The sequence below is a fragment of the Agarivorans sp. genome (assembly GCF_050295395.1).
Classification (GTDB): domain Bacteria; phylum Pseudomonadota; class Gammaproteobacteria; order Enterobacterales; family Celerinatantimonadaceae; genus Agarivorans.
In genome coordinates, this window is sequence record NZ_JBNKPP010000022.1 from 1 (window position 1) to 24,094 (window position 24,094).

General features: G+C 45.8%; 21 protein-coding genes and 1 pseudogene. 21 read left to right on the top strand and 1 reads right to left on the bottom strand.

Annotation, left to right across the window (positions count from 1 at the left end):
- From ACQY6Q_RS01625 to ACQY6Q_RS01695, 15 genes and pseudogenes are all read left to right on the top strand, one after another.
- Positions 1-187: pseudogene (locus ACQY6Q_RS01625) on the top strand (heat-shock protein); the annotation flags it as partial.
- Between the two features lie 11 nt (positions 188-198).
- Entirely contained in the window at positions 199-1,080 is an 882-nt protein-coding gene (hslO, locus tag ACQY6Q_RS01630) for an Hsp33 family molecular chaperone HslO (RefSeq protein ID WP_427977093.1), read from the top strand.
- Between the two features lie 177 nt (positions 1,081-1,257).
- Positions 1,258-2,886: a phosphoenolpyruvate carboxykinase (ATP) gene (gene pckA, locus ACQY6Q_RS01635; RefSeq protein WP_427977095.1), complete on the top strand. Its 1,629-nt coding sequence runs from the start codon at positions 1,258-1,260 to the stop codon at positions 2,884-2,886.
- Between the two features lie 699 nt (positions 2,887-3,585).
- The gene (locus tag ACQY6Q_RS01640) at positions 3,586-4,998 is read left to right on the top strand and encodes an undecaprenyl-phosphate glucose phosphotransferase (RefSeq protein WP_427977097.1); all 1,413 of its coding nucleotides are present in this window, start codon (positions 3,586-3,588) and stop codon (positions 4,996-4,998) included.
- 17 nt (positions 4,999-5,015) lie between these two features.
- Positions 5,016-5,546, top strand: a complete 531-nt coding sequence (locus tag ACQY6Q_RS01645; protein WP_427977099.1) for a polysaccharide biosynthesis/export family protein — start codon at positions 5,016-5,018, stop codon at positions 5,544-5,546.
- Between the two features lie 39 nt (positions 5,547-5,585).
- Positions 5,586-7,796, top strand: a complete 2,211-nt coding sequence (locus tag ACQY6Q_RS01650) for a GumC family protein (RefSeq protein ID WP_427977100.1) — start codon at positions 5,586-5,588, stop codon at positions 7,794-7,796.
- A gap of 37 nt (positions 7,797-7,833) precedes the next feature.
- On the top strand, positions 7,834-8,808 hold the full coding sequence (locus ACQY6Q_RS01655) for a glycosyltransferase family 2 protein (RefSeq protein WP_427977103.1): 975 nt from the start codon (positions 7,834-7,836) through the stop codon (positions 8,806-8,808).
- A gap of 12 nt (positions 8,809-8,820) precedes the next feature.
- Positions 8,821-9,774, top strand: coding sequence for a polysaccharide pyruvyl transferase family protein (locus ACQY6Q_RS01660; protein WP_427977106.1), 954 nt, complete (start codon positions 8,821-8,823; stop codon positions 9,772-9,774).
- Positions 9,775-9,777: 3 nt separating this feature from the next.
- The gene (locus tag ACQY6Q_RS01665; protein WP_427977108.1) at positions 9,778-11,211 is read left to right on the top strand and encodes an oligosaccharide flippase family protein; all 1,434 of its coding nucleotides are present in this window, start codon (positions 9,778-9,780) and stop codon (positions 11,209-11,211) included.
- A gap of 8 nt (positions 11,212-11,219) precedes the next feature.
- Positions 11,220-12,419 carry a glycosyltransferase gene (locus tag ACQY6Q_RS01670; RefSeq protein WP_427977110.1) on the top strand — a complete coding sequence of 400 codons (1,200 nt, stop codon included), beginning with the start codon at positions 11,220-11,222 and terminating at the stop codon, positions 12,417-12,419.
- A complete protein-coding gene (locus tag ACQY6Q_RS01675; protein ID WP_427977113.1) occupies positions 12,416-13,318 on the top strand; it encodes a glycosyltransferase family 2 protein in 903 nt (300 codons plus the stop codon). Before ACQY6Q_RS01670 ends, ACQY6Q_RS01675 begins: the two co-directional genes overlap by 4 nt.
- Positions 13,319-13,339: 21 nt before the next feature.
- Complete coding sequence (locus ACQY6Q_RS01680) at positions 13,340-15,205, top strand: WecB/TagA/CpsF family glycosyltransferase (protein WP_427977116.1); 1,866 nt, start codon at positions 13,340-13,342, stop codon at positions 15,203-15,205.
- Complete coding sequence (locus tag ACQY6Q_RS01685) at positions 15,198-15,971, top strand: heparin lyase I family protein (protein ID WP_427977119.1); 774 nt, start codon at positions 15,198-15,200, stop codon at positions 15,969-15,971. Before ACQY6Q_RS01680 ends, ACQY6Q_RS01685 begins: the two co-directional genes overlap by 8 nt.
- Before the next feature lie 13 nt (positions 15,972-15,984).
- Positions 15,985-17,292, top strand: a complete 1,308-nt coding sequence (locus ACQY6Q_RS01690; RefSeq protein ID WP_427977121.1) for an O-antigen ligase family protein — start codon at positions 15,985-15,987, stop codon at positions 17,290-17,292.
- A 134-nt stretch (positions 17,293-17,426) separates the two neighbouring features.
- Positions 17,427-17,828, top strand: a complete 402-nt coding sequence (locus tag ACQY6Q_RS01695; protein ID WP_427977123.1) for a hypothetical protein — start codon at positions 17,427-17,429, stop codon at positions 17,826-17,828.
- Positions 17,829-17,889: 61 nt separating this feature from the next.
- Here the strand turns inward: ACQY6Q_RS01695 and ACQY6Q_RS01700 are convergent, their stop codons facing one another.
- On the bottom strand, positions 17,890-18,987 hold the full coding sequence (locus ACQY6Q_RS01700; protein ID WP_427977125.1) for an extracellular solute-binding protein: 1,098 nt from the start codon (positions 18,985-18,987) through the stop codon (positions 17,890-17,892).
- 306 nt (positions 18,988-19,293) lie between these two features.
- Here ACQY6Q_RS01700 and ACQY6Q_RS01705 point away from each other — a divergent pair, with 306 nt between their 5' ends.
- The 6 genes from ACQY6Q_RS01705 to ACQY6Q_RS01730 all read left to right on the top strand — a co-directional run bounded on the left by ACQY6Q_RS01705 (position 19,294) and on the right by ACQY6Q_RS01730 (position 24,080).
- Entirely contained in the window at positions 19,294-19,653 is a 360-nt protein-coding gene (locus ACQY6Q_RS01705) for a TraR/DksA family transcriptional regulator (RefSeq protein ID WP_427977128.1), read from the top strand.
- Between the two features lie 105 nt (positions 19,654-19,758).
- A complete protein-coding gene (gene pyrB, locus ACQY6Q_RS01710; protein WP_427977131.1) occupies positions 19,759-20,688 on the top strand; it encodes an aspartate carbamoyltransferase in 930 nt (309 codons plus the stop codon).
- A gap of 2 nt (positions 20,689-20,690) precedes the next feature.
- Positions 20,691-21,149 carry an aspartate carbamoyltransferase regulatory subunit gene (gene pyrI / locus ACQY6Q_RS01715; RefSeq protein ID WP_055733786.1) on the top strand — a complete coding sequence of 153 codons (459 nt, stop codon included), beginning with the start codon at positions 20,691-20,693 and terminating at the stop codon, positions 21,147-21,149.
- A gap of 217 nt (positions 21,150-21,366) precedes the next feature.
- Entirely contained in the window at positions 21,367-22,368 is a 1,002-nt protein-coding gene (locus ACQY6Q_RS01720; protein ID WP_427977136.1) for a DUF2860 domain-containing protein, read from the top strand.
- Between the two features lie 183 nt (positions 22,369-22,551).
- Positions 22,552-22,938, top strand: a complete 387-nt coding sequence (locus ACQY6Q_RS01725) for a DUF3302 domain-containing protein (RefSeq protein ID WP_427977138.1) — start codon at positions 22,552-22,554, stop codon at positions 22,936-22,938.
- Positions 22,938-24,080: an HlyD family secretion protein gene (locus ACQY6Q_RS01730; RefSeq protein ID WP_427977141.1), complete on the top strand. Its 1,143-nt coding sequence runs from the start codon at positions 22,938-22,940 to the stop codon at positions 24,078-24,080. Before ACQY6Q_RS01725 ends, ACQY6Q_RS01730 begins: the two co-directional genes overlap by 1 nt.
- Positions 24,081-24,094 lie beyond the last annotated feature (14 nt).

Here is a 24,094-nt window from a genome sequence, read left to right on the forward strand (position 1 = left end):
GGCTCAACTCAGCGACAAACGCGGGCCTGCACCACAGGCTCAACAGCTTTATCAAGAGACAGAGCAAAGCCTAAACAAGCGTGAACAATCTGCACTTCAGCGCAAGCTAATGGCAGAATCAGCCGCTCCACAACGTCGACCCGATAAAAAGCAACGTCGGCAAATTATTCAGTTTAAACAACAATAGTCAGGCCCAATATGAAGCAAGACATTCTTAATCGTTATCTCTTTGAAGAATACAACCTTCGCGGTGAACTCGTGCAACTGCAGCAGAGTTACCAAGACATCATCGAACAGAAAAACTATCCGACACCAGTAAAGAGCCTAATTGGAGAAATGCTGGCAGCCACCTGCTTGCTAACGGCAACGCTAAAGTTTGAAGGTGACATCACGGTTCAATTACAAGGCGATGGCCCTTTAGCGGTGATTGCTGTCAGCGGCACCGATCAGCAAGCCATGCGCGCCACGGCGCGCTATGAAGGCGATATCAAAGACGGCGCCAGCTTTAGCGACCTAGTGGGCAATGGTCATATTGTGATTACCATAACCCCCAACCAAGGTGAACGTTATCAAGGCATTGTCAGTATTGATCCTAAGGGTGTAGCCGCCAGTATTGAAAGCTACTTTCAGCAATCTGAACAGCTAAATACTCGGATCTGGTTATATACTGGAATGCTTCAGAATAAGTCCTATGCTAGCGGCCTATTTCTGCAAGCCTTACCGGCGCAAACTGAAACAGATGACGAAAACTTTGAGCTGATAGCGGCGCTAAGCGAAACCACCACCGCTCAAGAAAGCTTTGAGTTAGACGCCGAACAACTGTTATTCCGTCTCTATCATGAACATAAAGTTAGGTTGTATGAACCACAACAAGTGAGCTTTAAGTGCAGTTGTTCTAAGCAACGCTGCGAAACGGCATTACAGAATATTGATCACAAGGAATTGCTAGAGATTTGCCATGAACGTGGCCATATATCAATGCATTGCGACTACTGTGGACATAATTATCAATTTACTGAAAATGACATTGAAAACATTTTCACGCGCAATTTATCGACAAACCCTGCCAAAATTCATTAAACTGAGCCAAGGAAATGCGGTGTAAATCGCATTTCCTTAACACAACCCTAATAACCATAAAAAATGTGCTGGTAATTTGACCCCCCTCTCTTTTTGCTACCACTGAAGGGATAGAATCGAAACCAACACCAATAATAAAACAATATAATCTTACCTCTCTACCTACAGGAGACTGCTATGCTTGACGTTGCAGAAAAAGATCAGGTTATCGACCTGGCTCAATACGGCATCAAAGATGTGTCGGAAGTGGTGTACAACCCCTCTTATGAAGTTCTCTACAAAGAAGAAACCCGCCCCGAACTCACAGGCTACGAACGTGGTGTCGTTACCAAATCTGGTGCTGTTGCTGTTGATACTGGTATTTTTACCGGACGCTCACCCAAAGATAAATACATCGTACTAGACGATACCACTCGCGATAGTATGTGGTGGACATCTGAACAAGCGAAAAACGATAACAAACCGATTACTCCCGCGGTTTGGGCCGACCTCAAAAAAACCGTTACTGACCAGCTTTCCGGTAAACGCCTATTTGTGGTTGATACCTTTTGTGGAGCCAACCCCGATACTCGCTTGAAAGTACGTTTCATTATGGAAGTAGCTTGGCAGGCTCACTTCGTGACCAATATGTTCATTCGCCCTAGCGCTGAAGAACTAGAAGATTATGAGCCAGACTTTGTCGTGATGAACGGCTCTAAAACTACCAACCCTAGATGGGAAGAACACGGTTTAAACTCAGAAAACTTCACTGTGTTCAACATGACAGAAAAAATGCAGGTAATTGGCGGAACCTGGTACGGCGGCGAAATGAAAAAAGGTATGTTCGCCATGATGAACTACTACCTACCGCTGAATGACATCGCCTCTATGCACTGTTCGGCCAACGTTGGCGAAGACGGAGATACCGCTATTTTCTTCGGCTTGTCAGGTACCGGTAAAACCACCTTATCAACCGATCCAAAACGCAAGTTAATTGGTGACGACGAACATGGCTGGGATGATGAAGGTGTATTCAACTTCGAAGGTGGCTGCTACGCCAAAACCATTAAACTAAGCCAAGAAGCCGAGCCCGATATCTACAACGCAATCAAGCGCGACGCCTTGTTAGAAAACGTAACGGTGCGAAACGATGGCAGTGTAGACTATGACGACGGTTCAAAAACCGAGAATACGCGGGTGTCTTACCCCATTTACCACATCGAGAATATCGTTAAACCGGTCTCTAAAGCGGGCCATGCTAAGAAGGTCATTTTCTTAACCGCAGATGCGTTTGGGGTATTACCTCCAGTGGCGAAATTGACGCCTGAACAAACCAAATACCACTTCTTATCAGGCTTTACCGCCAAACTAGCTGGTACTGAACGTGGCATCACCGAACCCACCCCAACCTTCTCAGCCTGTTTCGGTGCAGCTTTCCTTACCCTTCACCCCACCAAGTATGCAGAAGTACTGGTTAAGCGTATGGAAGCCGCAGGTGCTGAAGCCTATTTGGTGAATACCGGTTGGAACGGCACCGGCAAGCGTATCTCTATTCAAGATACCCGCGCGATTATTGATGCGATTCTTGACGGTTCTATTGAACAACAAGAAACCAAACAATTGCCAATCTTTAATTTAGAGATCCCCACTAGCTTACCGGGAGCAGACCCTGAAATTCTGGATCCACGAGATACTTATCAAGATCCATTACAATGGGAAAGCAAAGCCGATGATTTGGCAAAACGTTTCATCAACAACTTTGCCAAGTACACCGACAATGCCGAAGGTAAAGCCTTGGTTGCAGCTGGCCCTCAGCTTGATGAATAAAGCGAACTAACTTAAACAGCCAGCGCCATTAGCACGCTGGCTTTTTTTTTTACCTCAGCCCAGCACGGCAAGCCATAACACCATCAAAACTGTTTTTATATTACATATTAAATAGTTAGTCCTACGCTCATTACGCAATAATAGCTGTCAGTTGTCTTTACAAGCCCGCAAAAAAACCAATGCACTACAGATGGGCTCATCACCAGTTAAAAAAGTTAACATTCCAATAACAACTCCCCCTCAATAAGCAATAAACACTAGCCTTAACTCAGAACCAAGAATGCAATAAAAATTACAGTTCAGTAATTTAAAAAAAGACTGTCGAATTAATTTACAAAACTAAAAGTTTCTATTTTGGTGGCCACTTCAAATACATGAAAATTAATTCAATAAAATCATAATCTTACAAAAAACGTGACAGACTTAACACTTTTGGCTCAATGATTGCTCAGTTACAAATGATGTTTTTTACTCATAAAGCTAGAAATGAAAAGAAAGCTTAAAGCTCTGGACTAGTCCAAAGTAAATACACCTTTCTTTACTACTAGTAAGAAGTCGCCGGCAAGCAACAACAGCTTAGCGACAACATAAATTAACTTGTAGATGCAGATATCGCGACTTAATAGCGAATATCTTATTTATTTCGTGTTAATTGAATAGCTGCCGACAAGGGCTGACCCCACGGTAAGGAAGCATGTTATGGGCAACGAAAACAATGGAATGGTCCGTAGTCACGAATTTGAGCTAGCTATAGTTTATCGAATAACTGACCTAGTGATTATTTTTTCTACTTTAGTGATCCTCGCTTGGTGGAGAACGGGGCATGTCGATAGCGACTTCCAGCAACTCGCTATCGGTTTAGGTATTGTTTATCTGATCGTAGCCGAATCGTTCACCTTATACCGTTCTTGGCGGATAGCGTCGGTTAAACAACAGGCCAATACCACACTCAGTGTTTGGCTGGTTACGGTAGCGGTGATCTTAGCCATCAATTACTTCCTTAAGGCCTCAGACAACTACTCACGGCTAGTATTTGCCGGTTGGTTGGTCGTTACCCCAATGATGTTAATTGTGTGGCGAATTGTATTTCGCGAGATTCTCGGCTTACTCAGAAAAACCGGCTATAACACCCGTAAAGCGATCATCATTGGCGTTTCCGAAACAGGCTTACGCCTGCAAAAAGAACTCACCGACAATGCCGATTTAGGCATTGTATTCATGGGCTTTTTTGATGATAGGGATGCACTACGTTTAAGTGACGATACGCAATATTACGGCAAAGTACGCCCCGTACATCAAGCCCTAGAATTAGCCAAGCGCGCCAAGGTTGACCATGTCTACATTGCCCTACCGATGCATGCCAAAAGCCGTATTAGCAGCTACCTAAAGCAGCTTTCCGATACCACCTGTACCACCTTTATCGTCCCCGATTTTTTCACTTACAACTTGATTCACTCGCGTTGGAGCAGCCTTGGCAATATTCAAACGGTGAGCGTATTTGATAGCCCCTTCCGCGGTTTTACCAGCGTCATGGTCAAACGCCTTCAGGACATTTTCCTCGCCAGTGTCATCATTACCTTAATTAGCCCACTGTTACTGGCGGTAGGTTTAGGTGTGAAACTTAGCTCTGCTGGCCCAGTAATATTTAAACAAGACCGCTACGGCTTAGATGGCAAAAGGATCCGCGTCTGGAAGTTTCGCTCAATGAAGGTGATGGAAAATGGCGGAAAAGTCACCCAAGCCACTCAAAATGATCCTCGAGTCACTCGTTTCGGTGCCTTTATTCGCCGCACCTCCTTAGATGAGTTACCACAATTTTTTAATGTCCTGATGGGTTCCATGTCGATAGTTGGGCCTCGTCCCCACGCGGTGGCCCACAATGAGGAATACCGCCATGTGGTAGACCGTTACATGCTGCGCCACAAAGTAAAACCTGGTATCACCGGCTGGGCACAAATCAACGGCTGCCGCGGGGAAACCGATACTTTAGACAAAATGGAACGCCGCATCGCCTACGACCTTGAGTACATTCAGGCCTGGAGCCTATGGATGGACCTGAAAATTGTCTTTTTAACCATTTTCAAAGGCTTCGTTAACAAGGCCGCTTATTAAGAGCAATAGAGGTTAATATGAAACATCTGACAAACCTACTTGCAGTTGCCCTAGCATTTTCAATGTTTTTTAGCGCAACTAGCCAAGCCTCAAACAATTATAAACTCGGCGCTGGCGATACCATCCGCATTGATGTGTATAACGAACCAGACTTATCCATGGAATACCTCGTTTCCTCCAGTGGGCAAATTGAATATCCCTACTTGGGAAAACTTGATGTGCTTGGCAAAACCGCCGGTCAATTGCAACAAGCGATTAGTAACGGGCTCAAAAATGACTACCTGATCGACCCTAAAGTATCGGTAAACGTTGTCGAATATCGAATGATTTATGTTAACGGGGAAGTGGCGAAACCCGGAGGTTACCACTTTCAACCAGGTTTAACCGTGGAAAAAGCCATTGCGCTAGCAGGCGGTTTTACTGAACGAGCATCAACCAAGGGCATTCGCATTACTCCCTCTGGCGGGGGTTCAGATTTATCTCGTCTGCCGTTAACCCACAAGGTATCTCCTGGCGACATCATCATAGTAAAAGCCAGTTTTTTCTAAGCATGCTATCTAGCCCCGAACTAACCAGAGGATGTGCAAGTGATTAATTTAAACGAAAGCTTAGTGCTGCCAAATGAGCAAACTAAAATAGACTTTGGTTACTATTTTTCAGTATTAGCCAATCGCAAGTACCGGATTCTGTTCAGCACCATGCTGTGTTTTGCCATCTCAGTAGTAGCGGTTAAAAGCATGACTTCCAGCTATGTTGCCAGTGCGGTACTGTTACTTGAGTCTAATCAGAAAAATGTGCTGTCTTTAGAAGATATTTACAACGTTGATACTGATAAGAAAGAGTATTTTCAGACTCAATATGAGCTACTTAGATCTCGTAATATTGCAGAAAAACTGGTTGAGCAATTCAACTTGGCTGAGCTTGCTGAATTTAACGGAACCAGCCAAGGACAAGGCATATATCCATATTGGCTGACCTTTAAAGGGCAATTGAAACAGCAATTCAATACCTTGCAAACATGGATATTCCCAGGCCGCCTCCAAGCTAAAGCACCAAGTCTAGATGAAATTAAGCAACGCCAACAACAACTCGCTATAGCCAACTTTCAATCTAAGATCTCAATTAAACCGATTCGTAATACTCAGTTGGTGACAGTACAATTTCAGTCTAGCGACCCGGTATTGGCTCGTGATATTGCCAATGCCATAGTGGAAACTTACATTCAGAATAACCTCGATTCTCGGCTGGAAGTAAACCAACTTGCCGATGACTGGATCAACCAGCGGATCAGCATACTGCGAGCTGCCATTGCCGACTCGGAACAAAAACTAACCCAATTCTTAGAATCGGAAGGCTTAGTTGATGTAAAAGGCATCGACAATTTAATCAGTGATGAGCTACAGGAGTTAAATCGTCAAATCGCCGATGCTAGAAATAAACGGATAGCAGCAGAGTCCATTTACGTCATGCTAAAAGACAAAAATAATTTGAGTCTAAACAGCCTAAGCTCAAACCTGCTATTTGCCAATAATCCCCAGCTCCGCGACAGCCGCCAAGCAGAGATAGAGGCGGAGAAAAAAGTCTCCGAATTTTCTAAGCGCTACGGCCCCAAACACGACAAGATGATTCAAGCCCAAGCGCAACTGGCCTCAGCCAAAGCACGCTCCCAAACCTTGATTGAAGAGCTAACTCGTGGCGCAGAGAAAGAACTAACGAGCGCCCGAGAAAAAGAGGCCTCAGTACTATTAGCCTTAGAGGGTAAAAAAGACGATTTCCAAGGCATCGCGGTAAAAAGAGCGCATTACGACGCGCTTAAAAGAGAGCTTGAAAGTAATAAAAATCTATACGACCTGTTTGTCAGCAAACAAAAAGAAAACTCCGCAGCCAGCGACTTCAAAACCACCATCGCCAAGTTTGTCGACCCAGCGGTCACTCCGCTCGGCCCAGCCAAACCAGCTAAAGCGAAATTGGTGGCCTTGGGCACCTCGCTAGGATTTTTCACCTCGGTCTTACTGGCATTCTTTACTCAATCCTTACGCAATAGCCTAGACAGCCGCAAAGATGTTGAAGAAAAATTACGACTTAGTCCGCTAGGTTGTGTACCGATTTATGAAACCAAGAAAAAACAGGAAGTTAACGCCGCTGCGTTTAACGATAAACAACAAAGCTACTTTGCCGAGTCAATTCGAGGAGTGAGAACCAGCCTGCTTCTGATGATGAACGCTCAACAGCGCAAAAGTACCATGATTTCCTCATCCCTCCCCTCAGAGGGTAAAACCAGCATTGCAATTAATTTAGCGGTGTCAATGGCGAAAGTTGAGAAGGTACTGTTGATTGATGCCGACTTACGCCAACCGTCAATCGGCGATCGTTTTAATATTAATAAAAACAGACCCGGTTTAACCAATCTAATCGCGATGAACATTCCCATCGACGAATGCGTTTTTCATGACCCAAGCTCCAAACTTAATATTCTTCCTGCTGGCTTATATACCGCCAATCCTCAGGAATATTTAACCTCCAGTCGATTTCCCGAGTTACTGAAATACTTTGAGCAACACTACGATCGCATCATCATCGACACGCCGCCAGCCATTGCCTTTGCCGACTCGCTGCTAATAGGAAAATACGTTGGCTCCAGCGTTATCGTGGTGAAGGCTGGGGACACTCAACTTAACCAAGTCCAGCACACGCTCAACAAATTTGCCGAACAGCACATCGCCCTCGACGGCATCATTCTTAACCAAGTCAATGAGGCCGCCACCGACTATCAATATTACGAAGGCTACATGAGCTAAACGGCTCCGATTAATACTTATTATCAAGGATGAAAACATGGAACCCAGCGTAGATATCGTTATTTTATCTTGGGACCGACTTGAAGAGACCAAGGCAGCAATAAGTAGCGCGCTTGCTCAGATAGGCGTGCAGCTGAAAGTTATTGTGATTGATCAAGGCTCCAAGCAGCAATCCTTGCGGCAATTACGTGAATTCTGTGAGCTAGACTCTCGCATCATATTAGTCTGTAACCCAGAAAATTTAGGCGTTCCCGGCGGTCGAAACCTAGGAGCCTATCAAGGTCAAGCCAAGTATTTGGTATCGCTGGACAACGATGCTGAATTTATTGACCCGCAGCAAGTCGCCAAGGCTTGCCAGCTAATGGATGATCAGCCTGAGCTCAGCGCACTGGCCTTTCGTATTTTGTGCTTTGGAACTGAGCAAGATGACGCCTCTTCTTGGTCCTATCACCAAGATATCAGCGCCGCTTCAAGCAGCTTTTACACCGACCGCTTTGTTGGCGCTGGGCACATGCTTCGACGTCAAGACTTTGAGCAAATTGGTGGTTATGACGATGCCCTGTTCTTTTTGCACGAAGAAGTCGACCTCGCTAAGCGACTGATTAACAACGGCGGAAAAATCGTATATAGCCCTCAAGTGGTGATCGGCCATAAGGTTTCCAATGAGCATCGTGTCGCCTGGACCGACGGCCGCTGGGCTTTTGATGTGCGCAATAAAACCTATTTACACATTAAATTTAGAACCTTTCTTCCCACGGCCGTTTTTCATACTGGTTTATTGGTCATCAAAGGTTTCCGTTCAAAAATGCTACTCGCCACTTTATTAGGTTTAGGGCGTGCGCTAGCAATGAGCCCCAAAGCGATTCACGCTTGGCGTCAACCCGCGGTAGTTAGCAACCCTGCCGCCAAAGCCTATTTTGACAGCTGCTCTCCCACACAAGGAATGAGTGTTTGGCAGCGAGTAAAAATACGGATTAAGCAAAATAAACATGTGCCAGAAAACGTGACTTAAAAGGAATTTCTTATGCAGCTAAACCCACCGTTAATCGCTGAAAACAAGACTCACTGGCTAAACTTAAAAGATCAGGTGATAGACGCTTTATCTGATCATCTGACCAACAAAAAAGTGATTTTAGTTGATTACCCAATTTACTTAAATATTGGTGATATGCTCATTCACCAAGGCGCAGAACGGTTATTTGATGCCGTAGGCGCAAACATTATAGGTCGCTTTTCCCAACGAAATATCAAGCGACTTTACCAACTAGAGGTAAGCAGCGACACCGTACTAGCACTCCATGGTGGGGGTAACTTCGGTGACCTATACCCTGCTCACCAACAATTGAGAGAAAAAGTGATAAAACGCTTTAAACATAACCCGATTGTTATATTGCCTCAGTCGGTGCATTTTTCCAGCACTGAAAAAATAGCAGAAGCGCTCAAACCTTATATACAACACCCTAATATCACGGTGTTTGTTCGCGACTTACCCTCTTACGACTTATTGCAACAATACATGTCAAAAGACAAGGTTAAACTGTCTCCCGATCTCGCCACCATGCTGATAGGAGACCTTCCTTGGCAACAAGCCAAGAATAAGCAAACCCTGCAATTTCGCAGAAAAGACATTGAAACCACCCAAGGTTCAGTTAATCAAGATAGCTTTGATTGGATCGACTTATTAAGCAAAAAAGATCAATTTATTTACCAAAGTCTGCTCAAGCTGGCACGAATAGAAAACAAGTTTAAATTGAATCTACATCTAGACAAATTGTGGATCAAATTCAGTGATTCAATGATTCAAAAAGCGGTAAATCATTACCTTAACTACCAGAGCATCGATACCGATAGGCTGCATGGCATGATACTGGGCCTGCTCATGGGGCTTCCGGTGCGAATGCGCGATAACAGCTATAGAAAGCTGGCTCGTTATGCCAACTGCTGGCTAATTGAGCCGGCATTAGTCAAACGGGCTTAATATATGAATACAGCGCGTTTAGCCAAGTTAATGTGGATCGTTTTCGAGAAGTTTGGCATCAGCTTGATTTCTCTACTGACCTTCATTGTTTACGCCAAAATATTAGGCCCTTCCGAACTGGGGATTGCGGTATTGGCGTTATCGGTTGGCCAAGGCTTGGCCTTAATTTTCGGCAGCCTGTTTGAGGATGCGCTAGTGCAGCAACCCAAGCTTGGTGCAGCTCAGCTCAATTCGGCCTTCTGTAGCAGCCTTTCGCTTAGCTTAAGTTTATGTTTAGTCAGTGTAATTATTCTCCAAAATATGTCACTTGAGTTACTGTTAAAACAGCTGATTTTGGTATCGCTGATCCAGCTGCCGCTAGTCAGCCTGAGTACCATTTACGTGGCCCAACTGCGCCGCAGTGGAGCATTTAAACAGTTAGCCCATCGCACACTATTTGGTCGTTTGGTCGGAGCTGCATCGGGTTTGTATCTGGTGACCCATGGGGCGGGAGCATGGTCGGTCATCATTCAAGCGGTCAGCGCCGAAGTCTTAGGTTTACTGACCTTACTGTTTGCCAGTAACTATCGCCCTAAAGTTTATTTCAATCTGGCGACCACCATGAGTCTGCTAAAAATTGGCGGACCTCTAGCATTACGACGTTTGAGCTGGGACATTACGGTAAGAGGCGTCCCCATCGTCATAGGCCTTAATGCCAGTGCCAGTGCTGTTGGCACCTTTGCCCTAGCTTGGCGGTTAGTAGAAATGCCCAGAAGTGCCATATCCAGTGGTATCATCAGCTTTGCACTACCGGTATTTTCCAGAAACCAACATCAACCAGAAACCTTGCAAACCTTGTTTTGCTACGCGTCTAGAATCACTTGCTTCCTCATTTTGCCGTTGTTTTTTGGGCTCACGGCCACCGCACCGCTATTGATCCCACTATTATTTGGAGCACAGTGGAGCGAGGCTATCTGGGTCACCCAACTACTGTCACTCACCGCTGCCTACAGTGTTACCCGCCTGTATGCGCCAACCCTACTCACCGCCTTAGCGAGACCAAACTTAACCCTAAGCTCAGATGTTTTCGCCTCGCTGAGTTGTCTCCTGGTGGCTTGGTGGCTGGCACCCAATTATGCCGCCGAAGCAGGCGCATTGGGCATAATTGCTCGCTCACTGATTGCGGCACCTTTTAGCTACTTAGGGGTATCTAAAGCCCTAGGTTTAAGCTGCAAAACTCAGGTGCTTAGCTCTATTCATGGCTTAGTTGCGGCCAGCTTGATGCTGGTAATGGTCTTAGCGCTGCCTGAATACTTAACCTTAAGCCCCTTGGGTTTGCTGAGCTGTTCAATCATTTTAGGGGCCAGCTGCTATCTACTGAGCTACTCCTTATTGCAACCGCACTGGCTCAGCGACCTCAGACAGTTTGTTAGCCGTAAACAAATTTCCTATGTATAGGTGTAGCCATGTCGAATAAACCTAGAATCATTGTTTTCAGCAACCAACTGCTGAACTATTCAGAAACCTTTATTCGGGCACAGGGAGAGGCCTTACAGCAGTTTTCCGCCTTTTACCTTGGCAGCTCATCGGTAAGCCAAGGCATTTCGCTGCCACTGCAACGTCGCTACATCATTCAGCAGCAAGCTCTGGGTAAACTAGATGATGTATTGTTAAAACTGGGCATTCTCACCCCACGCATCGGCCGTTATGTTAGCAAGTTAACACCAAGTCTAATCCACGCCCACTTTGGGCCGAATGGACTAACAGCCTTACCACTGGCAAAGCGCTGCCAAGTACCATTAATCACCACTTTCCATGGCTTTGATGTGACGATTAATCAGGTCAACAAACAGCAACAAGGCCGTTTGCACCTGCATTATATGAACAACAAACATCAACTCATGGAGCACGGCAGTTTATTTATTGCGGTATCCGATTTCATCAAAAATAAACTGATCGCTCAGGGCTTTGCTAAACACAAGATCGTTCGCCATTACATTGGTATCGATACTCGCTTTTTTTCCCCCGATGAAACCGTTCAACGCAAACCGCAAGTCACCATCGTTGGTCGGCTAGTGCCTTATAAAGGTCATCGCTTTTTAATTGCCGCGATGAAATTGGTGCAGCAGAGCTTCGACGTTGAGCTGGTATTTATCGGCGATGGCCCAGAAAAAGCAGCCTTACAGGCGCAAGCCAAGCAGCAAGGCGTAAAACTACGCCTAACCGGCAAGTGCACGCCCGAGCAGGTTCGACAGCATCTTCGCGAATCTTTGGTGTACTGCCAAACCAGTGTGGTGCTAGACAACGGTCATGAAGAAGCGTTGGCCTTATCGATTGCCGAGGCCCAAGCCGTCGGCACCCCTGCGGTAGTGTTTGCCAGTGGCGGAATGGCAGAAGCGCTACTTCCCAATGAGTCAGGTTTTGTCGTGCCCACGGGTGAAATAACAGCCCTCGCCGATGCCATAAGCACACTACTAAAAGACCGCACTATCTGGCGCCAATTTAGCCAAGCAGCCATTCGCCAAGTACAACAACGACATAATTTGACCAAACAATGCCAAGCCTTAGAACAGCTTTATCAACAAACAATCAAGCAACAACAACTGCAAGCTTCTGCTCTAGGCAGTAAGCACTACCGCCACAATCTCGATGGGGAGAAACTATGATGCTATCCATTATCATTCCATCCTATTGCTCCGAAGATAATTTAGACGCCACCCTGCAAGCTTTGGCTGCGCAAAGCCAACCGCAAACTCAGTTGTCAGCCGAAATTATAGTGGTTGATTGCTCACCCAATCAGAAGGTCGATGACATATGTGCTCGCTACCCGGCGGTAAGACTGATGAAGCAACAGCAACGCTTTAACCCCGGAGGCGGACGTAATATTGGGGCTAAGGCCGCCCATGGTGAAACCCTCGTCTTCATTGACTCCGATGTGGTACTAGAAGCCAATGCCTTGGAAAACATTCAACTGCATAGCCAAGCCGGTAAGCGTGTCTTTGGGGGTGCCTTAGAGCTCAGTAAAACCCAAAAAACCAATCTTAGCTCTTACATCGAGCATTACTACTTCAATCATGAGTCACAGAGTACCCGCAACCCAACGGTGCGTAGTAATCTCAGCTCAGCTTTGTTGGTGATTAACCGCCGCTTATTTTTAGATGCCGGAGGTTTTAGTGATATTCCGCGAATGCAAGATACTGAATTAACCGAACGGCTGGCTGCGCAAGGGGAACACCTATTCTTCTTCCCCGACGTTATCGGTTATCAGATCCAAGACTCGCCACTGAAAAAAGTCTTTAAAAAAATCTTTATTACCGGCAACAACCTGTATTTCTTGCGTTTTGGCCAAGGACGTAGCTGGTTATTTAAAGCCGTACTTTTTGTGTTATTGCCGCTAATGATGTTAGCCAAAATCACCCGCATTAATCTGCGAAATATTCGATATAAGGCGAGTCCGCTAATGCTATTTATTCTTTGTCCCAGCATGTATTTATGCGGCTTAAGTTGGATGTTTGGTTGCTACAAAGCACTGCTGTTTGACGGTGGCATAGCCAGTAAACGCTAACGCAACTAAAGGAAGCTCGGTATGGCTCTTATTTATTTTTCAATTAGTGACCGGCTACGCGGTTTTCATCGCGAGCCTTTTATTCGCGCAATGGCAAAAAACCTAGCCAAGCAGCAACAAGCCTTGCTTTACTTTAGCAAACCGCGGTTTGTGCTGAGCAAACAAAAACCAGCCGCGGTCGAATCGGCGCCCGCCGACAATATTCATTGTCATCAATTAATCACCCTGCTGCCAATGCGCCTAGCCTATAAGCATAAGTTGTTACGCTACTTGCTGGTTGCGTTACCGATTAAATGGCAAGTCGCCAGACTAATCAAGCGCTACCAGCTTGAGCAGCCCACTGCTTGGTTTTATAAGCCGGATCAGTATTTGTACTTGAGTGCATTAAAGCTGCCCTATGTTTACCTGCACTATGATGACTACCAAGCCGATGCCGACTACCCTTTCAGTCGTAGTGCTGCTTTTGCGGATACCCTGAAACGCTGTATAAACAACAGTCTAGTGAGCTTCGCTACCAGTGAACGCTTAATCCAAAAGCTACCGAATCCAGACAAAGTGCAATATTTAGCCAATGCGGTAGACGAGGTGCTGCTAGAGCCTAGTGCAGAGGTACCAGCCATCGCTGATGGTGAGATACTCGGCTTAGTTGGCACCATCGATCAATCCATTTCAGCGAGCTTAATTGAACACTTATGCGCCTCATTTCCGCAGCAACAAATAAAGATTATCGGGCCGGTCAGCAACGCAGCCATCCTCGGCCTGCAACAGCGCTACGCTAATTTAAACTTGGTAGGCAAAGTGCCGTATCAAGAGCTGGCTGGGCATATCGCCGGATTTTCGGTGGGCTTGTGTCCTTATGCCGATTCACCTTTCAACCGCTATCGAAATCCACTGAAAATCTATGAATACCTAACGCAAGGCTTGCCAGTGGTCAGCAGCGAATGCGACTTCTCTAGCGAGGCCCTAGCCTTGATTTATCAAGCCGATAACGAACAAGACTTCATTCGCAAAACGGCTCAAGCTTTAGCCGAGAACTCTGCGGATAAACGCCAACAACGCTTGAGTTATATCGCGCAAAATACTTGGCAGCATAGAAGCCTGCAAGCGTTGAAGGCTATTACACAGGCCCGCGAGTGCCAGCGGCGCGATGCTCAACCGGTATTTCGCCAATTGCTCAAGGCACTTACATTATTTGAGCAGCCCAATGATGCCTTAAACGAAATCACTCAGCGGTTAAATCTACATGGCAAGGTGTCGGTCTCTTTTGCCAATGCGCATGCCTTCAATATGGCTTGTAAGGACCGGCACTTTCTACGTAGCTTACTGCACAGCGACCTACTGCTGAGGGATGGCATCGGCGTTAAGCTGCTTTGTCGTTCACAGCACCAAGCCGCAGGGGCCAATTTAAACGGCACCGATTTTATTCCACTGCTGCTAAAACAAGTCTTCGCTGGACAAAGTATCGCGCTATTGGGCACCTCTGATGAAGCCCTAGCCAAGGCTCGTCCTCACATTGAAAACTTGGGGCTAAAGCCGGTATTACTGCTGAATGGCTTTCTTTCCACGGAGCACTACTTACACGCATTGGCACAAACTCAACCTCAGCTGGTACTGCTAGCCATGGGCATGCCTAAACAAGAATATCTCAGCGTAGCGATTAGCCAGCGATTCGCCACGATGTCGGTGATCAACGGTGGCGCTATTGTTGACTTCATGGCCGGAGAAGTTAGCCGAGCACCGCTATGGCTGCGCCAACTCGGGATGGAGTGGACCTACCGTTTATATCGTGAGCCCAAAAGACTGTTTAAGCGTTATGTTTGGGGAAATACCACCTTTATGTCGCGGCTGTGCAGCCTAAGATTAAGACAGGGATTAGTGAATGATTAAGCAGCAAACAATAGGTCGACTAACAAAACGCTATTGCACTGCGCTATGGCTAATCTTTAGCTGCTGGCCACTATCGGCCGAGGAGCAGCTACTGAGCGCAGAACAGTTGGCCGCGGTGATGAACTTACCAGCCAACGCCAGTCTATATTTAGAGTGCCAACAACAGCAACTAGCGCTAATAGACCAGCCTATCCCCGTCATTCGAGCCACCATGCGTTATCAGGACAAAGCCCAACGGCGTTGTGAATTTGCCATTCATCACGGCTTACAAAAACAACAAGCATTTAGTTTTTCGTTTCAAATCAAGCTTACCAATGTCGAGCCCAACGATCCTTACTGGCATTCATATTTGCAAATTCATTCTTTTCCAGACGAAGGTGAACAGTGGCGCTGCCCTATAGCCGCCTTAGAATCGATAAATGGTAGTCTACGCATGTTCAATCGCTGGGACCTCAGCGCGCTTAGTGATACCAGCCAAACCACTTGTGCTAATCAACAAAATAGCATGCAACACCGCACCGTATTTCAAGGTCTTAACTTAATTCCAAATCAGTGGCACGAAGTTGAAATAAACGGTTTGATGAGCCTCGAAGACGATGGCTACCTGCGCATCACCATAGACCAGCAATTGGTTGCTGATGTGCAAGGGCCAAATACTTACAACGACGTTAAACCACCTTACCTAAAGCTTGGGATCTACAAACCCACATCTTGGTATCAACAAAACGACATCGTGGTGGAATACCGAGATATTCATTTACAATAAGGCAGACTAAGCAATGGAAATCAATCGCCAAAAATTTAGTCAATTGATACTGTATTCGTTGGCCTACTTAGTATTGTTACGCACCTCAAGCATGGGTTTTGGCTACCCCAGTGCAGAATACCTGTTATCGAGAATTAGTTTTACACCGCAAAAACTGATGCAGATGCTGGCCTTATTGTTACTGGCTTTGTTTATTTTTGTGAATGGTTGGGCCAGCATTAAATGGTTTAAAATTAGCACGGCTGTATATTTGCTAATGCTAGGCATACTGCTATCTATTGCTAATTCCGAGCATAGTTTGCTGGCTTTACGCTTTTTAATATCGATGCTCGCCATTACCCTACCACTGTATGTGTTTTACCGCTTTTATGGCAGTTATGCCTTATATAGAGTTTGGCTAAACTTTGCCATGGCTTGCATCATCATCAATTTTCTTTATGTTTTAGCCTTTCCTCAATATGGCATTATGAGTGCCAACCATGCTGGCGCATGGCGCGGTTTATTCGTCCATAAAAATATGGCTGGCAGTTTTTTTGCCTTAACCAGTTGCTTACTTTATTTTGAAGCTTTTTATTATCAGCGCAGCAAATTCAATGTTTACAGCCTGTTATTTGCCCTAAGTTGCCTCTTCGTATTGCTCGCTCATTCCACCACCGCCATCTTCATTTTATTGGGCTGTATCGGCTCCTTTCAGGTCATGATGCTAGTGACTCAGCTATCGTCTAGTCGCGCCAAACTATGGCTACTAATCGGCTATGCCAGCATACTCACCGCTGGCTATACCTTATTAACCACTTACTTAGAAGACATTTTAGCCTTCTTTGGCAAAGACCCTTCGCTTACCGGGCGCACCGGTCTATGGGATGTACTGGTGCAACTCAGTTTTGACAAGCCGATATTGGGTTACGGCTTAGGCATCTTTCATCGCCCCGAAATTATGTTGCAGTTTTCCAGTGAATTTGGCTGGGAAGCGAAATCCACTCATAGCTCCTATGTAGATATCATCTTAGGCGTGGGTTACCCCACCTCAATATTATTTTTAGGGCTATTAATTCGTGCTGCCGTCGGCGCACTATTAACCGCCACGCCGAGTTCTCAACATGCCAATTTCTTAGCCATGATAGTAGCGATAATGGTCGGCGTGCTGCTGTTTTCAGCCGCATCGAGTGGGGCCATGCTCGGTAACGGCATCGTTTGGTTGTTGCTGTTCTCAAGCCTACTGATATGTAACAGCATCAGCAAGATGAATAAGGCACCTCAACACTCGGCTAGAGCGGTTATGGCTTCAAAAGTAATCACCAATGAATCAACAAGCTTCTGATACTATATTGAGTCATGTTTGTATCCGATACTGGTTAGCAGCGTCGCCTTTGAAGCAAAAGGCATCAGCCTTGGCAACTTAAGGTATATATAATCCTTAGCATTTAATAAAATTATCAAGTGAATCGAATCATCGTGAAAGACAAACATCTAAGAGCCATTGTTATTGTTCTATGCCTGCTGCCCTTAATTAGCAGCATAATGAAGTCCGCTGGCATTTTTAATGTTGAGCTGCAAAACATCGAACATATAGCCGGTGGCGACGGGGTCATCCATTGGAGCAGCGCATTTGTGGTGGCAACTTTGCTGCAATGGGCTTATTGGCCGAGTTTCAGAATCAAGCGTTGGCTTGGCCTACCCAAACTGTACTGTTTACTTTATTTGATATTTACCCTAGACGAGTTAGCACAGATCGCGCTACCAACTCGAGACTTTGACTTAACCGACCTACTACTTAACTACTTCGGTTTAAGTTGTTCATTTATTATCGCCAGCCTCTGGGCACATTATCAACAACGTCATCGTTACCTAAGGTAGCCCAAGGGCTGAAAACAAAAATGCCGATGAAACATCGGCACTTTTCTTAGCTGAAGTTAACTTATATACCGGTTTTAAACTTAGTCCACAAACGTGTACGCACTCGTTCTACTCGAGGTGGAATACTAACAAAACCATAAAGATGTTCCGCCGCTTCCTCACTAGGGTAAATCCCTTCATGGGCAGCAATTTCTGGGTCAATTAGCGCAGTCGCTTTAAGGTTAGGGTTGGCGTACCACACATAGTCAGTCACTTTAGCAATCACTTCAGGACGAAGAATGTAATTGATAAAGGCATGCGCATTCTCAGGATGTTTGGCATCTTTAGGAATAGCAAACATATCAAACCAAACCGCAGCGCCCTCTTTCGGAATAATGTATTCCAGTTCAACACCATTATCGGCTTCAGCCGCTCGGTCACCCGCCATCAATACATCACCAGACCAACCAATCGCCACACAAATATCACCGCTGGCTAAATCATTAATGTACTGCGAACTGTGAAAGTAGCGAACATGGGGACGCAATTGTTCCATTAACTGTTCAATTTCACCCTGATAGTCAGCAGGCTTACTGCTGTTAGGATCTTTGCCCATGTAGTTCAGCATCGCCGCCACCACTTCGCTAGGCGCATCCAAAAAGGCCACCCCACATTCGCTTAGTTGGCTAACGATCGCTGGATCAAACACTAAAGACCAAGAGTTTATCTCTGCGTCTTCACCCAGTATTTCTTTTACCTTGTTCACGTTGTAGCCAATACCGGTGGTTCCCCACATGTAGGGAATACCGTATTGGTTGCCTGGGTCGAAGTTTTCCAAGGTAGCCAGCAATTTAGGATCAAGATTATCCCAGTTACTCAACTTACTGCGGTCTAGCTTTTGATAAACCCCAGCGGTAATTTGTCGCGCATAAAAGTCGTGAGAGGGTGAAACAATATCAAAACCCGTGCTACCCGAAAGTAACTTGGCCTCTAATACTTCATTGGAGTCAAATACGTCGTAAATCACCTTAATTCCGGTTTCTTTTTCAAACTCAGAAATAGTGTCTTCTGCGATGTACTCAGTCCAATTGTAAACATTAAGTACTTTCTCTTCTTGAGCTATTACTCCGCTAGTGCTTAACGCTAATAAGCTCACCAGCGCCATGTTTATTCTATTCACTCATGCAATCCTCAATATCGGGTGACAGTAAAACCACCACGGTGATAGTTAAATATTCAGTTTAGTTTAAGAGGCGCTGTTCAGCCGACAAAAACACGACTTTTGGCCAGTTAAAAGCGCCGCGAGATAGTAACGGGTAATTAACCGAAACCCAAGTGCTAGCTGGCTAACATTTATCCAAAAAAGCGCTTTGAAAAGGCTTTACTCCTCGTTAAAATCGACGATTAGCCTAAATTTACGGCAATAAACTGCGCCATAGCTGGACTTAGAGCGCTTAACACAACAGGAAGGAAGACCTAAAAAACAATGATTAGCGATCAACAAATCGAGACCATACGTCAACTATTGAGCCAACAACTCAGTGAAATCCAACAACGCCTAGAACAAGACGACCATCTAATTAAAGATAAGAGCGACTTAGGCGATGACGTAGACCGGGCCAACCAAGAAGAGTCTCAGCAACTGCAGCTTAATCGTCGTCAACATGATCTTGCCCATGTGAAAAGCATAAAAGACGCACTGCGCCGCATTGAAGATAAAGACTATGGTTTTTGTGAAGGCTGCGGTGAAGATATTAGCGTTGCGCGCCTCAATGCTCGCCCAGAATCTCGCTATTGTATCGACTGCCAAGATTACCGCGAACGCAAAAATAGTCAGTACGCTTAAACCGCTGATAAATAATCTTAGTATTCCTTATTAAGATCATATTCACTAGGCCTGCTCGCTGCTATAATTCCACTCCGATTTCACATCGGATTAGGATCAGCGAGCATGAACAACCCGCTTTACCAAAAGCACATTATCTCCATCCCTGATTTATCTCGTCAGGATCTAGAGTTAATTGTCGATACTGCCCAAAGTATTAAACAACAACCCCGCCCTGAATTACTTAAAAATAAAGTGGTTGCCAGCTGTTTTTTTGAGGCCTCTACCCGCACCCGTTTGTCTTTTGAAACCGCAGTACAACGCTTAGGCGGCAGCGTGATCGGCTTTGCCGATGGAGCAAACACCTCTTTAGGGAAAAAAGGCGAAACCTTGGTCGATTCGGTGAAGGTTATTTCGTCTTACAGCGACGCGTTTTTTATGCGTCATCCGCAAGAGGGCGCAGCCAGACTAGCCAGTGAGTTTTCCTCGGTGCCGGTGATTAACGGCGGCGATGGTTCTAACCAACACCCTACCCAAACCTTGTTAGATTTATTTACTATCTACGAAACCCAAGGTTCTTTAGAAGGCCTAAAAGTCGCCTTTGTCGGTGATTTAAAATATGGCCGCACGGTTCACTCTCTCACCCAAGCCTTATCTTTATTTGGCTGTGAGTTCTACTTCATCGCCCCCAGTGCCCTAGCCATGCCTGACTACATCATCGAAGAGCTGAATGAACGCAATATTCGCTACAGCTTGCACGACAGCATTGAAGAGGTGGTCGGCGAATTAGATATTTTGTACATGACGCGTGTACAAAAAGAGCGCTTCGATGAGACCGAATATCAGCACATGAAATCGAGCTTCATTCTGCGCGCCAGTATGCTGACCGAGGTAAAAGACAATTTAAAAATTCTTCATCCGCTGCCACGGGTAGATGAAATCACCACCGATGTTGATAGCACCCCTTACGCCTACTACTTTGAGCAAGCGGAAAACGGTGTATATGCTCGCCAAGCCTTGTTGGCGCTGGTAATGACCAACGAATTTGGAGCCTAATCATGAAGAAAAAACTACAGGTAGAAGCAATTGCTCATGGTACGGTAATCGACCACGTTCCGGCTGGCCAAGGCATTAAAATCTTAAAGTTTTTCCAACTGTCTGCGGCACAAGAGCGAATCACCGTAGGGCTTAACTTACCCAGTGGCGAGCGCCAACAAAAAGATCTTATCAAGGTAGAAAATACCGTATTTGACGAGAACCAAGCCAATCAGCTGGCCTTGTTCGCACCTAACGCCACCATCAATGTAATTGAAGATTTCGAAGTAGTACGTAAATTCCATGTATCTACTCCGGAACAAATCAAAGGGGTCTTTGCCTGCCCTAACAGTAATTGCATTAGCCATAACGAACCCATAGACAGTAACTTCTATGTGCGCCACCAGCAGCAAGAGATTAAATTAAAATGCCATTACTGCGAGAAATCCTTTGATCGCAGCCTATTCTCCGAACTCGATTAAGCACCACATCCACTCAGCCTCACGGAGCATTTAAGCTCGGTGAGGCAACACGCACTAATCTAATGTCTATAACGCTTTACATCTCAGCAAAACTCGGTGGCTAAAGTTTGCTTTTTTTCAGCAATGGTAATCCAAGTTTCTAAAAACTTCGTTACTATGGCTATTAATTGAATTCTTTTTATAGCTAGATAATCTCGTATCGAATAAGGATGTTAAGATGCCAAAATACTTCAGTCCCGCACTCGGTTTAAGTCTGCTGCTTAGCATAACAGCTCATGCTCGCCCGATATCTGAGCCTGCTGGCTGGTCGGGGGCAATTAACCTTAACCTAGGCTACAGCAATAGCCAGAATCAGTTTTCTACCGATGACGACAACCAGGTCACTAGCGACTTGAATAACAGCGGTGAAACCATTAGCTCTGCGCTGCTCTTCCCATTGCTCACCATTAATTACACCAGCCAAGATTTACGTAACCAGTTCTTTTTAGGGAACAGTCGCGAAAACTTAGGCCGTGCTCAGTTTCAATACGAACTAGGTTATCGCCGCATGCTAAGCCAGCGCAGCAAGCTGACTCTGGCTTATTTTCCCGAACTTCCACTGTTGAATGAAACCTGGAGCGATCCTTATCTGACCAATGTAGCTAGACAGGAAACCGAAGAAAACTATCAAGGGGGCAGACTGCGCTATGAAGCGATAGGCGATAGTCCAGTGACCTTAGAGTATGTCTATGCTAAACGCACTATAGACAAAGAAACCAGCGGCCACGCGCTATTTGGCGCGAACTCGACTCAAGCCCAAGCGCTGCGCCGAGAAGCAGACTTACATCGTATTATCGCCGAAGGCTTCGTTCCTCTCTCGAAAAAGTGGACCTTTACTCCTGCGCTAGCGTATACCACCGCCAAGGCTCAGGGCAGTGCTAACGACTTCAACCAATACGCGCTGCGACTGAATGCTTTATACCGTTCGGGACAACACTTGCTCAACCTCAATGCCGAATATAGCTATACCAAATATTCTGCTAGCAACCCGGTATTCGCCAATCAAACTCAGCAAGATGATAGCTATTCCTTATTCGCCCTGTATGTCTACAACCAACCTTTTGCCTGGAAAAACGCTTTTTTCAACCTTCTCGCAGGTTACAGCCAAAGTGACTCCAATATTGGCTTTTACGACAGCAAAGGCAGCATTGCCGCCTTTGGTTTTGGCTACAACTTCTAAGGCCTAATAGGCGACTCGGCTTAAGCGATAGTGTGCCTCGCTTAAGTCGAACCGAATAAGCCTAGCTGGCCATAATATTCACTTTATCATTTAACACATTTATTAATGAATTAGCCTTACAATCAGCTATTATCAATGAGATAAACTATCTTACTGATCGCAAAAATACCCCAAGGAGGGAGTATGTTTTTGGATTTCTTCGCGCTAGGTTTACTGCTTTTTGTTGGACTCACTCTATTTTACGGGATCATCGCCATTCACGATATTCCCTATGAAATATCCAAGCACCGCAACCACCCTCACCAAGATGCCATCCATGTTGCTGGTTGGGTCAGCTTATTTACCTTACATGTACTTTGGCCCTTCCTCTGGATTTGGGCCACGCTTTATCGCGAAGAGCGAGGCTGGGGCTTTCAACAACTGCAGAAAAAAGAACAACAGTTAGAACAAGACGAGCAACAACTGGCTTCACGAGAGCAAGAGTTAAGTGAAGAGATCACCAAGCTAAAACGTCAGGTGGCCATCATCAGCAAGCACGTTCAACAGCTCGAACAAGGGGAGGGTAAATAATGGATTTATTGCTCATTCTCACCTACGCCAGTGTGTGTATCGCCATCTTTAAAATCTTTAATATTCCGCTCACCAAGTGGACCGTGCCTACCGCCGTATTAGGTGGGGTGGTAATGGTCGGGGCGTTGATTATTCTGATGAACTATAACCACCCCTACACCGCCAATGGTCGGCAAATTTATACTTCGGTACCAATTATGCCACTGGTAAGAGGCAAAGTGATTGAGGTGCCGGTTCAGCCTAATCAGCTGTTAAAACAAGGCGATGTGTTATTTAAGTTAGATCCAGAGCCCTTTCAAGCGGTGGTTGACCAACGCCGTGCCGAAGTGGCAGCAGCGCAACAACAAGTACCACAGCTATTGGCTCAATTTAGCAGCGCACAAGCCGCTACTAACGCCGCCAAAGCAGAACGCGATCGCACCCAAAAAGCTTATCAGCGCTATGCCGAAGGGCGTAAAAAAGGCGGAGCCAATAGCCCCTTTAGTGAGTTAGAAGTAGAGAATCGACAACAGGCTTATCTTAGCGCCGAAGCCAGATTACAGGTGGCCTTGTCGAATGAAAGCGCAGCAAGAATGGCTTATGACTCACAAATTGACGGCGTAAATACCAACGTAGCGCGCTTACAAAGTCTATTAGACAAAGCCTTATTCGATCTAGAGCAAACCGTAGTTCGCGCGCCCACCGACGGCTATGTCACGCAATTAGGCTTACGAGTTGGTATGGTGGCGGTACCCATGCCATTGCGCCCGGTGATGACCTTCATTCCCAAAGAGCAGTCACTGTTTGTAGGCGCCTTCTGGGAAAACTCGATTCACCGCTTAAAAGAAGGCGACCCTGCTGAGTTTATTGTGGACGCTAAACCGGGCATGGTATTTAAGGGTAAAGTGCGCCAAGTGCTGCCAGCCATTGCCGAAGGCGAGTTTCAAGCCAACGGACGACTACTGGGCGCAGAGGTATTTTTTAAACACAGTCGCAGCCTAGTACTAATAGACCCCGAACCTCGCTTTGACGAATTTGACTTTCCCATGGGAGTCAGCGGTCAAGTTGCCATTTATACTGAGCACTTCCATCACCTTTCGGTGATGCGTAAAGTATTGCTTAGAATGCAAGGCTGGCTGAACTACATATTCCCCTTCCATTAAGTGATCATTTAGGG

What these genes read in the sequence shown, in the direction of transcription:
- hslO (WP_427977093.1), top strand. Translation starts at nt 199, where the DNA reads ATGAAGCAAGACATTCTTAATCGTTATCTCTTTGAAGAATACAACCTT.
- pckA (WP_427977095.1), top strand. Translation starts at nt 1,258, where the DNA reads ATGCTTGACGTTGCAGAAAAAGATCAGGTTATCGACCTGGCTCAATAC.
- ACQY6Q_RS01640 (WP_427977097.1), top strand. Translation starts at nt 3,586, where the DNA reads ATGGGCAACGAAAACAATGGAATGGTCCGTAGTCACGAATTTGAGCTA.
- ACQY6Q_RS01645 (WP_427977099.1), top strand. Translation starts at nt 5,016, where the DNA reads ATGAAACATCTGACAAACCTACTTGCAGTTGCCCTAGCATTTTCAATG.
- ACQY6Q_RS01655 (WP_427977103.1), top strand. Translation starts at nt 7,834, where the DNA reads ATGGAACCCAGCGTAGATATCGTTATTTTATCTTGGGACCGACTTGAA.
- ACQY6Q_RS01660 (WP_427977106.1), top strand. Translation starts at nt 8,821, where the DNA reads ATGCAGCTAAACCCACCGTTAATCGCTGAAAACAAGACTCACTGGCTA.
- ACQY6Q_RS01665 (WP_427977108.1), top strand. Translation starts at nt 9,778, where the DNA reads ATGAATACAGCGCGTTTAGCCAAGTTAATGTGGATCGTTTTCGAGAAG.
- ACQY6Q_RS01670 (WP_427977110.1), top strand. Translation starts at nt 11,220, where the DNA reads ATGTCGAATAAACCTAGAATCATTGTTTTCAGCAACCAACTGCTGAAC.
- ACQY6Q_RS01675 (WP_427977113.1), top strand. Translation starts at nt 12,416, where the DNA reads ATGATGCTATCCATTATCATTCCATCCTATTGCTCCGAAGATAATTTA.
- ACQY6Q_RS01680 (WP_427977116.1), top strand. Translation starts at nt 13,340, where the DNA reads ATGGCTCTTATTTATTTTTCAATTAGTGACCGGCTACGCGGTTTTCAT.
- ACQY6Q_RS01685 (WP_427977119.1), top strand. Translation starts at nt 15,198, where the DNA reads ATGATTAAGCAGCAAACAATAGGTCGACTAACAAAACGCTATTGCACT.
- ACQY6Q_RS01690 (WP_427977121.1), top strand. Translation starts at nt 15,985, where the DNA reads ATGGAAATCAATCGCCAAAAATTTAGTCAATTGATACTGTATTCGTTG.
- ACQY6Q_RS01705 (WP_427977128.1), top strand. Translation starts at nt 19,294, where the DNA reads ATGATTAGCGATCAACAAATCGAGACCATACGTCAACTATTGAGCCAA.
- pyrB (WP_427977131.1), top strand. Translation starts at nt 19,759, where the DNA reads ATGAACAACCCGCTTTACCAAAAGCACATTATCTCCATCCCTGATTTA.
- pyrI (WP_055733786.1), top strand. Translation starts at nt 20,691, where the DNA reads ATGAAGAAAAAACTACAGGTAGAAGCAATTGCTCATGGTACGGTAATC.
- ACQY6Q_RS01720 (WP_427977136.1), top strand. Translation starts at nt 21,367, where the DNA reads ATGCCAAAATACTTCAGTCCCGCACTCGGTTTAAGTCTGCTGCTTAGC.
- ACQY6Q_RS01725 (WP_427977138.1), top strand. Translation starts at nt 22,552, where the DNA reads ATGTTTTTGGATTTCTTCGCGCTAGGTTTACTGCTTTTTGTTGGACTC.
- ACQY6Q_RS01730 (WP_427977141.1), top strand. Translation starts at nt 22,938, where the DNA reads ATGGATTTATTGCTCATTCTCACCTACGCCAGTGTGTGTATCGCCATC.